At 44.5% G+C, this 13,423-nt stretch carries 12 protein-coding genes and 1 pseudogene; 4 read left to right on the top strand and 9 right to left on the bottom strand.

All coding sequences use genetic code 11. The annotated features are described in order from the left end of the window. Positions 1 to 18: 18 nt before the first annotated feature. The 3 genes and pseudogenes from G519_RS0101115 to G519_RS0101105 form a co-directional block, all read right to left on the bottom strand. Positions 19 to 498 (bottom strand): DUF6530 family protein, encoded by a 480-nt coding sequence (locus G519_RS0101115; RefSeq protein ID WP_029193107.1) that lies wholly within the window; start codon positions 496 to 498, stop codon positions 19 to 21. Positions 499 to 787: 289 nt separating this feature from the next. Next, positions 788 to 958: pseudogene (locus tag G519_RS41245) on the bottom strand (rhodanese-like domain-containing protein); the annotation flags it as partial. Between the two features lie 23 nt (positions 959 to 981). Then, entirely contained in the window at positions 982 to 1,479 is a 498-nt protein-coding gene (locus G519_RS0101105) for a DinB family protein (protein ID WP_029193106.1), read from the bottom strand. 264 nt (positions 1,480 to 1,743) lie between these two features. Here G519_RS0101105 and G519_RS0101100 point away from each other — a divergent pair, with 264 nt between their 5' ends. After that, positions 1,744 to 2,172 carry a VOC family protein gene (locus tag G519_RS0101100; RefSeq protein WP_029193105.1) on the top strand — a complete coding sequence of 143 codons (429 nt, stop codon included), beginning with the start codon at positions 1,744 to 1,746 and terminating at the stop codon, positions 2,170 to 2,172. 93 nt (positions 2,173 to 2,265) lie between these two features. Here the strand turns inward: G519_RS0101100 and cls are convergent, their stop codons facing one another. The 5 genes from cls to glgB all read right to left on the bottom strand — a co-directional run bounded on the left by cls (position 2,266) and on the right by glgB (position 9,584). Then, the gene (gene cls, locus G519_RS0101095) at positions 2,266 to 3,723 is read right to left on the bottom strand and encodes a cardiolipin synthase (RefSeq protein WP_029193104.1); all 1,458 of its coding nucleotides are present in this window, start codon (positions 3,721 to 3,723) and stop codon (positions 2,266 to 2,268) included. 192 nt (positions 3,724 to 3,915) lie between these two features. Then, positions 3,916 to 5,349, bottom strand: a complete 1,434-nt coding sequence (glgA, locus tag G519_RS0101090) for a glycogen synthase GlgA (RefSeq protein WP_029193103.1) — start codon at positions 5,347 to 5,349, stop codon at positions 3,916 to 3,918. 21 nt (positions 5,350 to 5,370) lie between these two features. After that, on the bottom strand, positions 5,371 to 6,480 hold the full coding sequence (glgD, locus tag G519_RS0101085) for a glucose-1-phosphate adenylyltransferase subunit GlgD (protein WP_029193102.1): 1,110 nt from the start codon (positions 6,478 to 6,480) through the stop codon (positions 5,371 to 5,373). 6 nt (positions 6,481 to 6,486) lie between these two features. Further along, positions 6,487 to 7,635, bottom strand: a complete 1,149-nt coding sequence (locus G519_RS0101080) for a glucose-1-phosphate adenylyltransferase (protein ID WP_029193101.1) — start codon at positions 7,633 to 7,635, stop codon at positions 6,487 to 6,489. Continuing rightward, positions 7,578 to 9,584, bottom strand: coding sequence for a 1,4-alpha-glucan branching protein GlgB (glgB, locus tag G519_RS41240; protein ID WP_064743381.1), 2,007 nt, complete (start codon positions 9,582 to 9,584; stop codon positions 7,578 to 7,580). The genes G519_RS0101080 and glgB overlap by 58 nt, the downstream gene beginning before the upstream one ends. Positions 9,585 to 9,766: 182 nt before the next feature. Here glgB and G519_RS0101070 point away from each other — a divergent pair, with 182 nt between their 5' ends. The 3 genes from G519_RS0101070 to G519_RS0101060 are packed head-to-tail and all read left to right on the top strand — an operon-like array spanning position 9,767 to position 12,534. Then, on the top strand, positions 9,767 to 10,897 hold the full coding sequence (locus tag G519_RS0101070; RefSeq protein ID WP_029193100.1) for a peptidylprolyl isomerase: 1,131 nt from the start codon (positions 9,767 to 9,769) through the stop codon (positions 10,895 to 10,897). A 54-nt stretch (positions 10,898 to 10,951) separates the two neighbouring features. Then, on the top strand, positions 10,952 to 11,818 hold the full coding sequence (locus G519_RS0101065) for a class I SAM-dependent methyltransferase (protein ID WP_029193099.1): 867 nt from the start codon (positions 10,952 to 10,954) through the stop codon (positions 11,816 to 11,818). A gap of 2 nt (positions 11,819 to 11,820) precedes the next feature. After that, positions 11,821 to 12,534, top strand: coding sequence for an RluA family pseudouridine synthase (locus G519_RS0101060; RefSeq protein ID WP_029193098.1), 714 nt, complete (start codon positions 11,821 to 11,823; stop codon positions 12,532 to 12,534). A 26-nt stretch (positions 12,535 to 12,560) separates the two neighbouring features. Here the strand turns inward: G519_RS0101060 and G519_RS0101055 are convergent, their stop codons facing one another. Continuing rightward, positions 12,561 to 12,965 (bottom strand): MarR family winged helix-turn-helix transcriptional regulator, encoded by a 405-nt coding sequence (locus G519_RS0101055; RefSeq protein ID WP_029193097.1) that lies wholly within the window; start codon positions 12,963 to 12,965, stop codon positions 12,561 to 12,563. Positions 12,966 to 13,423 lie beyond the last annotated feature (458 nt).

Genomic DNA, 13,423 nt, shown 5'->3' with positions numbered 1-13,423 from the left:
TCACCTTTCCAAAATTGGTTAATACCCCATTTCTTTCAGTAGACTGGATAAGACGCGAAGGCGTTCTCCAATCATTTCACCATCATCACTAAGAGCCTGAGCAAACAGCTTGATATCATTATCAATCATGGGATTTTCTGCACACACGGATACACTCATTGCATCCCCTTGCAGCCCAATGCGGTCAATCATCGTGTTTTCAGGGTCATACATTTTCGGGAAACGATAGGCATCCTGAAAATATAAGCTGCTTCTGCAAATCAATACGGCAAGGTCAAGGACACGGTGCATAGGCAGCTCCTCCGACTGTCTCGACCATTTTTCCCCGGTGTATCTCCAAACTTTTGCCGAGATTTCGACTTTTCCCCTGTCATTCCACTGTGCCAATCCCAGGGATAGACCTTTTGCATCCGTATTCCCGGCGTAACGGCCGTCAACCTGCTCATAATTTTCTGAAACGATAACAGGTTTATGTTTTAAAGTAGTTGGTATTTTCATTTTTTCCACACTCTCCATTTTCCATTTACTAAATTACTAATTTACTAAATTACTGAATCGATAAATTTATATTAACCTGCTCTTTATCATCTGTCAATCCAGTTATTCAACCAAAACTTGCTCATGCGAAAAAAGGTACAATTAACGCCAAATGAACGGGAGGAATCTCCTATTAGATTTCGCTCCGTATCGAAACAAAATAGAGGCTGCTCGCTAGGTTATTAACCTTTTGAGTCAGCCTCTTTCAATGTCTATATATTGTATTTCACAAAACCGTATCCATTATCAGCTATTCAACATCAAAACCCGCATCTTTCCAAGCCGCTGTTCCACCATCGATATAAGCCACGTCTTGAAAGCCCATTTGCTTCAGCAAATAGGTACCCAGAGAAGCTTGTCCACCAGCGCCGCATGTAACTAAAATCGGGCGGTTCCTATCGGAAAGCCGCTCATCACGCAGACGCTCAAATCCGCTTCTACATGTTAGGCGGGGTAGCCTCCGCCAGGCGGCGGCCAAACTCCATTCATTCGGCGGAGCAAAACGATTTCTCCCAAGTGATAGGAATTGTGAGAGGCAATGTTGCGTAAAATTCCCGCTTTCGTCTCAGTCGGAAACTTTTCAAGAGTTTCATCTAGCTGTGATGTTCGAGCAAACTCACAAGCTCTTTCAACTCCTTGCAGAAAAGATTTAACAATCGTCTCCCATTCCTTTTCACTCTCCGGACGTTCCGCAGTAGGCCAACTATCCATGACGCTAGAAGGCAATTCAGGCTTGCCTCCCTCAAGGTAGGTCAACAAAAATTCCTGCCAGAAGCTCATATGCTTCAATAACTGATATATGGTGTATGGCGCACCCGTGGCGCGAGTGCCTGAAAGCTCAGCCGTAATATCTCGCAGTGCTCTAGTTATCGGAATATGTCCTCGTTCTCCGACCAATGATTTTACAAGTGCTTCACCAAACGCTCGATTGGATTCATTCATAGGTATAGCTGTCATCTTCACCCCCCTCCATTATTTTATATGCCCTTGAATTGATGGCTTAAAATTAAATAGTGTGAAATATAATTTATTTTTATCCCAAATTTACGTAATATGTCAAGTTGATTCGATTCTGTCGGAAAGTGCACGTAACATCGCAAATTCATATAACTTTTATATTTGTTCCTATGATGGTATATTGGTTTTGGAACAGTTAAATGATACAATTTGGAAATGATAGACATTTAAACCTGAGGAGTGAAATTAATGGCTATTGATGTATACCTTAATTTTAATGGAAACACTCGTGAAGTCATTGAGTTTTACGCAGAAGTATTTGGACTGGACAAGCCACAAATCATGACCTTTGGAGATACACCACCAGACCCATCCTATCCACTTCCTGAGGAAGCCAAAAATTTAGTCATGCATGCACGCCTTAGCATTTCTGGAAGTACGGTTATGTTCTCCGATGTTTTCCCAGGAATGCCTTACGTTGCTGGTAACAACATTAGCCTTTCCTTAGTTAGCAAAGATATCGATGAAGTGAAATCAGCTTTTCATAAGTTGAAAGAAGGCGGCAAAGTAGGCATGGAGCTTCAAGAAACTTTCTGGAGCAAATGCTACGGCAACCTAGAAGATAAATTCGGCATTCAATGGCAGTTTAACTACGACAATGGTGAAACCGTTTATTAATTAATCTTTTCACCATACAAAAAGGATATTCAATCTTTCTTTCTCAAGAAGGGATTGAATATCCTTTTTTTTTTGCATAAACTATATCTTCAATTACAATATGGGAGAAACCAATTTTGATATGGACTCCAGAAACCGAATCCTTAAGGATCGCTTATCATATTCCTCCAACGTCAACTCCATACAGCCCTCCATATCCTTCCAGAACGTGTTTTCCAGCTTCTTCGCCGTCTCTGCATGATACATCAAAGCGTTTGTCTCGAAATTTAAGCGTAGGCTGCGAATATCGAAGTTAGCCGTCCCAACAGAAGCAACCTGCCCATCGACGATGATCGTTTTCGCATGAAGAAAACCTTGATCATATAAATAGCATTTCACTCCAGCTCGCAGCAATTCACCTACATAATACAAGGAAGCCCAATGAACAAACATATGATCTGCTTTCTCAGGGATCATGATTCTAACGTCAATGCCCGATAGAGCGGCAATGCGCAGCGCATTCAACATACTCTCTTCAGGGATAAAATAAGGAGTCTGCAGGAGGATTCTGCTCTTGGCCATGTGAATCATTTTTAGGAATGTAAACACGAAATGCGGCCATGCTTCATTAGGTCCACTTGCCACAATCTGCATGGGCACGTGTTCCAGGCTATTGGCTTCCACTATAGTATCGGGAAAATACTCAGCCGCGACTTCCATTTGCTGCACGGATGCTAAGTTCCAGTCCAGAATAAATCTCGACTGCAAAGCGCGAACGACGCTTCCAGTCAAACGAAGGTGCGTATCCCGCCAGTACCCAAATCGCGGATCTAAACCCAGATATTCATTACCGACATTGAATCCACCCATGTACCCGATCTGACCATCAATGATAACTAATTTACGATGATTGCGATAATTTACCCGATAGTTCAGGAACGGAATACGCGATGGAAAAAATGCAGCTTTTTGCCCGCCAGCCTTTAGGAAATCTCGAAAAAAGGACTCCTTCAAGGACCTTGAGCCAATATCGTCATATAAGAATTTAACGTGGACCCCCTGCTCCGCTTTCCTCGTCAGAGCTTCCATGATCTTGTGACCCAGCGAATCATTCTTAACGATGTAATACTGCAGATGTATATGGTTTTCCGCAGCTTCAATTTTCATCAGTAAATCACTGAATTTAGCCACACCGTCTGTGAAAATATGTACACCATTATCTTGCGTGAGGAATGCATCATTCGTTGCGACATTCAGATAAATCAAATCTCGATACTGACTTACCATCGGATCAATATAGGGCAGCGTCCCGTCAATCAGCTGTTCCCTCTGCTCTGAAATGACGGTTTGCACTCTTTCCAGCATACGGCGATTCCATTTATACAGCTTTCTGCGGCTCAAATTTTGTCCAAGCATCACATAGAGCAGGAAGCCGAGAATCGGAATGAATAAGAGCACCATGAGCCATGACCATGTTGCCGCCACGTTTCGACGTTCTAAGAACACAACCGTTATGGCAAGTAAAATATTGATCACAAAAACGACAGTTAGTACATGTGATAACCAGTCCATAACACCACTCCAAACCATTTATATCCACTCTTCACTATTATACCTGAATTTCGACAAATTAGGAAAAGACCCCCTATTCACATCGTGAATAAGAGGTCATTTACAAGCTGCCATTTATGCTATTTTCTTAATTAGGCACAGTTTTCAAACAAGACAGAAGAAAACTGGAAGCAAAGTGCTTCCAGTCTCCTTTTAATCGTTAACCATCACTTTATAAAGTGCGATATACTGCTGTGCTGACTTTTTCCAGCTGAAATCGCCTTTTTTCATATTTTGCTGAATTTTCAGCCATGCCTCTCTATCATTCTTGTAGAAAAATACAGCACGTCGAATGATATGCAGCATGTCATGCGCGTTATAATTGCTGAATGAGAATCCGGTTCCCTCACCCGTGAACTCATTGTAAGGCTGAACGGTATCTTTCAGACCGCCAGTTTCTCTGACAATGGGTACAGAGCGATAACGAAGTGCTATCAACTGTCCAATCCCGCATGGCTCAAACTGTGACGGCATCAAAAATAAGTCAGATGCAGCATAGATTTGATGTGCTAAAGATTCATCGAAGTAGATTTGAGCAGACACCTTATCTGGATGCGTTTGAGCCGCATGCCGGAGCATTTGCTCATAGCTGTATTCACCTGTTCCGAGAACGACGAGTTGGATGTCTAATGCTAGGATTTCCGAAATGACATGTTGGATGAGATCAAGCCCTTTTTGCTGTACCAAGCGCGTGACCAGTGCAATCATCGGTACATCACCGTTCACAGGCAATCCCAAGCGCTCCTGAAGTGCCAGCTTATTCTGCTGCTTCTTCGGTAAAGAATCTCGATAATTCACAACGAGATGTGGATCGGTCATTGGATCGAACACATCATAATCAATGCCATTCACGATGCCTGTTAACTGATCTTTGCGATGACGCAGCAGGCTGTCCAAAAATTCACCATAAAAAGGAGTTTGAATTTCCTCGGCATAGGTTTGACTCACGGTTGTGATCTGATCCGAATAAAGGAGTCCGCCTTTGAGGAAGCTTGCGCCACCATGCAACTCAAGCGCAGTTCCTGTGAAATGATCGTCAGATAAACCGAACAAATCTTTTAATAGAGATTGATCAAATACACCTTGGTATTTCAAATTATGAACGGTAGCCATCGTCTTCATCTCGCTGTAGAAAGGGAGATGTTGATAATGTGCCTTCAGCAGCACAGGAATCATACCGGTTTGCCAATCATGGCAATGAATCACATCCGGCTGGAAATCAAGCAACGGGAGCGCCTCAATAACCCCTCTGCAGAAGAACCCAAAGCGCTCCGCCTCGTCACCATACCCATAAATGCCTGGACGCTTGAAATAAAATTCATTATCCACGAAATAGAAGGTGACTCCTTCATGCTGAAGCATCTCTATCCCGATGTATTGCTTTCTCCAACCGATGTACACATCAAATGTAATTACCTTTGTCATGGCTTTCCGATAAGCAGCTGGGATATCGCCATACTTAGGTAAAATAACTCGCACATCCAGTCCTTGACGAGTAAGCTCCTTAGGTAACGAGCCAATTACGTCAGCTAGACCGCCTGTTTTAATAAAAGGTACAGCCTCAGATGCTGCAAATAGTACTTTCATCTTCCTACTCCTTTTATTGATCTAGATCACTTTCGTTTTCGCAGCAATGAATGGTGCTTTATTATCTCCCGTTAAGACACGTCCACGACTAATGAAGACATCCTTATCGAGGATTGCGTTCTCAATGATAACATTCTCTTCAATCTCACAGTTTTGGAGAATGATGCTGTTCTTCACGTATGCGCCTTTCCGGATTTTCACACCGCGGAACAGGATACTATTTTCCACTTTACCTTCGATGATGCAGCCGTTTGCGATGAGTGCATTTTTGGCTGCTGCCGTATCCAAGTACTTCGCAGGCGGTTCATCCTTAACCTTCGTGTAAATCAGGTTTTTCTGAAAGAAAAGCTCTCTCCAGATCGCCGGATTAAGCAGCTGCATACTGTGCTTGTAGTAGCCTTGAATCGAGTTCACAATCCCTACATGGCCTTCGAATTTGTAGCCATACACACTGAGCTTATCGATATTTTTCATAATGCCATCACGAACCAAATGATCGTAACCTTGCGCTAAGCAAGATTCAACCATATCCAGCAGCAGCGCTTTGCTCATGATGTACATTTCCATTGAAATGTTGTTTGTACGCAATCTTCCTGTGTGATCCTCCATGAGTGTCACTTGCCCGCTGTCCTTGACCGCTAGCCGACGGAATTTCCCTTGAATATCCTCATCAGTTTGCTTATAGATAACCGTAATATCGGCTTGCGTATCTTCATGATAGCGCACAGCGTCACGCAGATCGAGGTTGCATACCATGTGGCTTCGCGAAATAATGACAAGCTCTTCTTTACCACGGTAGAAATAATCTCTATGGCTGTAGAATTGGTATAGATCACCACGTGAAATACCTGTTGGTTCATTGAGCACAGACGGGAGAACGAACAAGCCGCCCCGCTTCCGGTCCAAATCCCATTCTTTCCCCGAACCCAGATGATCCATGAGAGAACGATATTTATGTTGAGTGAATACAGCAACGTTATCAATGCCTGAATTCACCATATTGGACAATGTAAAATCAATTAATCGATAACGGCCGCCGAAGGGCACGGATGCTGGGCAACGAAAGTAGGTCAGTTCTTCCAAATCATCCGGTTCATTCACTAAATTAATGACACCCATTACATGTTTCACTCGACATCATCCCTTCTGATTGGCATTCGCTGATATCCGTTCATTGCCACCAATAAGTACAATTTCCCCTTTGCCATCTACCACAGCACCGTCTTCAACAACCGTATTTTCGCCGATAATCGCTTTGTTAATCGTTACGTTATTACCAATTTTGGCATTAGGCATAATGACGGAGTCACGAATTTGGCTTCCTTCGCCAACCTGTACACCGAAGAACAAAACGGAATGGTCGACATCCCCGAATATCGCGCAGCCTTCATTAACGAGTGAACGTTTAATATTCGCAGTTGGCGCCACATACTGAGCAGGCTGGTAAGGATTCTGGGAGTATACCCGCCAGTCCTTATCATTTAAATTAAGCTCATTATTGTCATCCAGCAGGTCCATGTTCGCTTCCCAAAGACTATCGATCGTACCTACATCTTTCCAGTAGCCTTCAAATGGATAAGCGAACATTCTCGCCTCATCTTTCAGCATCATTGGAATAATATCTTTCCCAAAATCTTTGCTGGAGTTAGGATTTTCCTCATCTTCGATCAGATAAGATTTCAGTACGCTCCAATTAAAAATATAAATACCCATCGAAGCCAAGTTGCTGTTCGCTTCTTTCGGTTTTTCTGCAAATTCAGTGATTTCTTGTTTGTCATTAACGCTCATGATGCCGAATCGGTTCGTTTCCTCCCATTTTACTTCAATGACAGCAATCGTTGCGTCGGCTTTCTTTTCTTTGTGGTAAGACAGCATTAGATCATAGTCCATTTTATAAATGTGATCACCCGAGATGACCAAAACATATTCGGGATCATATTGCTCAATAAAGCCAATATTGCGATAAATGGCATTCGCTGTTCCTTTATACCAATCCCCGCCTTTTTGCTCCATGAACGGCGGCAAGACCGTCACACCGCCATATTTGCGGTCAAGGTCCCACGAGCTTCCAATCCCAATGTACGTGTTGAGTACGAGAGGTTGATACTGGGTTAGAACACCAACGGTGTCAATCCCTGAATTCGTACAATTGCTGAGGGTAAAATCAATGATACGATACTTCCCGCCAAAATGAACGGCTGGCTTGGCTAAATTGTTCGTCAGAACGCCTAATCTTCGTCCTTCTCCTCCAGCAAGGAGCATGGCAACACATTCTTTACTGCGCATATCTGATTTCCCCCTTCAACTTCGTCAATCACAGTTTGGAATTCACTCACACATTTTATATAAACAGCCGCAAGCGGCGGAATACACAACGCTAAACTATTAGGGAGCCCGTGCCATGAACGCTTTTCACTAGATATTGGCTCTGAGTTGCCTTGACCAGAACCGCCGAACTCGGGTGCATCGCTGTTAAAAACGACTTCGTACACACCATGCCGTGGAACGCCTATCCGGTAATCCGGGTGAACCACTGGGGTGAAATTACATACGAGAATCAAATCATCCTCAGGCAATTTCCCTTTGCGCATAAAAGTCACAACGCTCTGGCTCTCATCATGAGGGTTGATCCACTGGAACCCATCCTGATGATGATCCAGCTGCCACAACGCCGGTTGGTCCAAATAAAATTGATTAAGCGCCTTGACATAATGATGCATTTGACTATGTTTTTTGTATCCTTCAAGCAAAAACCAATCGAGTTCTTCGAGATCCTTCCATTCGTCGAATTGACCGAATTCACTGCCCATAAACAGCAGCTTTTTACCAGGGTGCCCCGTCATATATCCATAAAGAACACGTAGATTAGCAAATTTCTGCCAATAATCACCTGGCATCTTATGAAGAAGCGAACGTTTGCCATGTACCACTTCATCGTGTGAAAGCGGCAGAACGTAATTTTCACTAAAGGCATACATGAATGAAAATGTGATCAGCTTGTGATGATACTTGCGATTGATAGGATCTAATTTCATATATCGCAGCATATCGTTCATCCAACCCATGTTCCACTTATAATTAAATCCGAGTCCTCCATCGTGGACTGGCGCAGTAACAAGCGGCCAATCGGAAGAATCCTCAGCCATCATCAAAGCATCAGGATAGAAGGAGAAGACGACTTGATTCAGCTTGCGCAGGAAGGCTATCGCTTCGGAATTATCATCCCCACCCCATTGATTCTTGATGGGATCCTCATTCCATCTGCCAAAATTTAAATGTAACATGGAAGCTACAGCATCCACTCTTATTCCATCAATATGATACATGTCCATCCAAAATACAGCATTTGAGATTAAAAAGGTTTGAACCTCGGGACGGCCAAAATCGAAAGTCAGTGTACCCCATTCCAGCTTCTCGGCTTTGCGGGGGTCCTCATATTCATACAGCGGCTTTCCATCAAACTGCCGGAGTCCATGACTGTCCTTGCAGAAATGGCCAGGAACCCAATCCATAATGACCCCAATACCCTTCTGATGACACCGGTCAACGAAATGCATGAATTCCTTCGGGGTACCATGGCGGCTAGTTACGGAGAAATAGCCTGTTGCCTGATAGCCCCAAGAACGATCAAACGGATGTTCTGCGAGCGGCATTAATTCAATGTGCGTATACCCCATCTCAACGGCGTAATCGACTAACTCTTCAGCAAGCTGATCATAGGTATACAAGTCTTCACTAAGTCGGTCCTTTTTGCGCCACGTACCCAGATGAACCTCATAAATGGATAGCGGCTTATTGTAAGCGGGGCTTTCCTTTTTCTGCTGCTGCCATGCCTGATCCTTCCATTCGTAACCTTCTAGATCAACGACACGCGATGCGGTACCCGGACGTAATTCCGAGTAAAAGGCATACGGGTCTGCCTTCAACAAAATCTGGCCCGTCACGCTATGAACTTCAAACTTGTAATAATCGCCTTCACTTGCTTCTGGAACGAACAATAGCCATAAGCCAAGCGTACTAAACTTCTCCATACGATGAGTACCAGATTGCCAACTGTTGAAATCACCAAGCAAGTTAACCTGTTTGGCATGAGGTGCCCATAAGGCAAAACGAACTCCCTCTTGCCCTTTTGTTTTACTTACATGCGCCCCTAAGATGCGATAACTGTGGTAAAGGGATCCTTCATGAAGCAGAAACAAATCTTCTGGGCTAGGTTTACTAACATTTGCCCCCACGTTATCCCTCCTTAAATCAACCTGATTTCGTCAAAACTGGATTTTACTTATAATCGGCCTTACGTTACAAATACAACAAACAGGTAAAGAATCCTTCATTTTTACATTAAAAAAAAAAGGAAATTACTTAACCCTCGGTGAATTGTTTGAGAGACATTATATCGAGAGGTGGAACACTAATTATGAAAGATAAAGTAAAGGGTCTTATCGTTGGTTTAACGATCGGTTCCGTATTAAGCGGGACCGCAGCATTTGCAGCAAACAGTCAAATTGAAGTAGCATTCCGAAGTCTTAAGTATATGTTTGATGGTGTTGAGAAAGCACCTTCCGATGCGAAAGGATTTATTTATGAAGGCTCTACCTATGTACCCCTTAGATTTGTAAGTGAAGCACTTGGGAAGAAGGTTGAGTGGGACGAAGAGAATGGAACCATTTGGATCGGCAACAATCCTAATCATGTGGTTGCAACTTACAAAGGCGGAACTGTGACCAAGGGTGAATTTGATACCTTCTTTGCGTTACAAGCGCTCTTCAATGGAGGTCATGCTGCCTCTAAAGATGACCCTGCCTACCAAAAAAGCATGATCACACAGCTCATTCAAAACCGAATTCTTTTCGGTAAAGCATCAGAGGCCGACCAGAACGCTGCCAAAGACGGTGCTGCTAAACAAATCGCTGCTTGGAAAAGCCAATTTGGCGAAGCAAAGTTCCTAGACGATTTGAAAAAGGTAAATACGACAGTTACTGACCTTCAGTACTTTCTAGTGGGCAGCATCGGAGCACAAAATTATATCAAGTCCAGCATTACTGATGCCCAATTAAAAGCAAAATATGATGAAACACTTAAAGCAGATAAAAATGCTTATACGATTGCTTCCGTGCGTCACATTTTAATTGGATTAAATGACCCATCGAGCTCTGATAACAAAGTTCTTCGTACCAAAGAGGAAGCGCTCAACCGGGCAAAAGAAGTTCAGCAAAAGCTTAAGAATGGTGAAGATTTCGCCAAACTGGCCAAAGAATTCTCAGATGACCCAGGCTCCAAAGACGCTGGCGGTCTTTATGCGGATGCCGATGTAAGTCAGTGGGTACCTGAATTTAAGAAAGCAGCTATCGAGCAAACGATCGGAACGATCGGTGATCCCATTGCGACAGATTTCGGCTATCACGTTATTAAAGTAGAAGCCAGATCCGTTAAATCTTTTGATTCTGTAAAAGAGCAGCTGAAAGCTTCGCTTGAGCAACAGCAATTTCAACAATTTGCAGAAAAAGAACTGCCTAGTTTGATTGAAAAGATCGATTTAGGTCAATAAATGGTGTACAATGAATGTTTGTTAAAGTATACAAGTTGAAGGATGGAATGCAGCATGTTTTATGCAAAAGACTGGGTTGATTATGAGCTCCTCGATACTGGCGGCGGCGAAAAGCTCGAGCGTTGGGGCACGATCGTCCTAAGAAGACCAGACCCGCAAATCATTTGGCCGCTACAAAAAGAAACGCCGGCTTGGCGTCAAGCTGATGCCCATTATCACCGCAGCTCCAGTGGCGGCGGACAATGGGAGCAGCGCGCAGAGCTTCCTGAACGCTGGACGATTAACTATGACCAGAAGTTGTCCTTCTATATTAAGCCAACCAGCTTCAAGCATACGGGCTTATTCCCTGAGCAAGCAGTCAACTGGAAATGGATGATGGACAAAATCCAAGGGGCCGGACGTCCAATCAAGGTACTAAATCTGTTTGCTTATACGGGTGGTGCCACACTGGCTTGCGCTTACGCAGGTGCCGAAGTTTGCCATGTAGATGCCTCCAAAGGCGTTGTTCAATGGGCTAAGGAAAATCTGCATCTGAGCGGACTAGGCAGCCGTCCTGTTCGATTTATCACGGATGACGTATTCAAATTCGTACAAAGAGAACAGCGCCGCGGAAGCAAATACGATGCGATTATCATGGATCCTCCTTCTTACGGACGCGGACCGAATGGTGAGACTTGGAAATTGGAAGATGACCTCTTCCCTTTCATTGAGACCTGCCAATCGATTCTGACAGACAATCCGTTGTTCCTGTTGATCAACTCTTATACAACGGGTATCTCGGCAACTGTGCTTCAGAACATTTTAAGCATGGCGATGAAAGCTAAACATGGCGGCACGATCTCCAGTGGCGAAATCGGCCTGCCGATCACACACTCCGGCTTGATGCTTCCTTGCGGCATTCTGGGACGCTGGGAGGCGTAACAGTGGCAGCATCTAGAGATGGCTCGGGAGCATCACAAATTCCGATACTGTTCGAAGACAACCACATTCTTGTGGTTGAGAAGCCCGTCAACATGCCTACGCAGGAAGACGATTCCCGTGATCCTGATCTGCTGAACGTGTTGAAGGCAGATTTGAAGCACCGTCATAACAAACCCGGCAATGTTTACCTCGGGCTTGTACACCGGCTTGATCGTCCTGTTGGCGGCGTGATGGTTTTCGCCAAAACGTCAAAAGCCGCGTCCCGATTATCTGACGCGGTAAGAACGAGGCAGCTCGACAAGACGTATGTCGCTGTCGTGCATGGCAAGCCGCCACAGCCGTCCGCTACGCTGCGCCACTTTCTTTGGAAGGACACACGGACGAATACCGTCAGCGTGGTCAGAGAAGGCCAGCAGGACGCCAAGGAGGCTGTGCTGGACTATAAGCTGCTCGGCAGCCAAGACGGGCTCAGCTTGATCCAGATCAAGCTGCACACCGGGCGGCCGCATCAAATCCGCGTGCAGCTGGCAGCCATCGGCTGCACGCTCTACGGCGACCAGCGCTATGGCAGCGCGGTCAACAAGCCCGGCCAGCAGCTGGCGCTGTGGGCCACGGCTCTTGCCTTTGAGCATCCAACGCTCAAAGAGACGCTGCGCTTTCGGTCGCTGCCGCCTGTGCAGCGGCCCTGGAGCGAATTTACACTCCCAGAGTTGTAAATTCTCCTTAAGCCCTGTGGTCGCTATTAATTGGCGACCTTCCCAAGTAAATAAATAAGCAATTTCTGATTATGGGCGGAAACGCGGCTCAGGTACGAATCCAAAAGTTGTTCCCGGATTCTCATACCTCGCTCGCATTCCGCCTTTCCTTTTTCCGTGACGTTGACCCAAACGATGCGGCGGTCCTTCTCATCACGCTCCCTGACGATCAATTCACTTTTCTCCATCCGATCTAACAGTGTTGTCACAGCTGCAGGCGTTGTGGATAAATATTCGATTAAATCAGAAGGCTTCATCCGTTCATTCGTCATAAGCAGCTCCAACACGTTAAGCTGTCCTTCAGTAATTGTAGGGGCTAATCCTACCTCCATCTGGTTCTTCAATTCCTTAGACAATTTCAACCACAGCTTCCCAAATTCATCAGAATACAATCTCATCAACTCGCTTCCAACATCTCCTAAGGCAAGTATAGCACGCCTTTTCTTCGGTTTAAAGGTTAATGCCATTAATATTTTCAGACAAAAGCTGCACGGTTTGAGACATGCTGTGGCTTGCTGTCGATCCCTCCATTACTTTGTCCGATTAACAAGAAATCGTCCATGCTTCTCGACTTCTTTTAACACCTAGCCCACTTCTTACATATACTGTGTTAGAGGTATGTACAGTTTTTACGAATGAAAACAGTTTCTATGGCTTCTTAATTTTCGTAAAAAGAAGACTTTCGATTCCTTCTCACAACTGGTAGGCATAACTCAAAATTGATTTTTGAGTCGTGCAGCAGTTTCAGATAGATCGGCTATCGTAGTTACCGATGTTGTAAAAATTGGATGAATGAATCGACGGTCTCAAAAGTCTTATGCTCACGAGGATTGTTTATAAGAAAACTCAA

The organism is Paenibacillus alginolyticus DSM 5050 = NBRC 15375 (genome assembly GCF_000422905.1).
Lineage (GTDB): Bacteria > Bacillota > Bacilli > Paenibacillales > NBRC-103111 > Paenibacillus_E > Paenibacillus_E alginolyticus.
The sequence above is the reverse complement of the archived record's forward strand: the minus strand, read 5'-3'. Positions and strand labels throughout refer to the sequence as shown.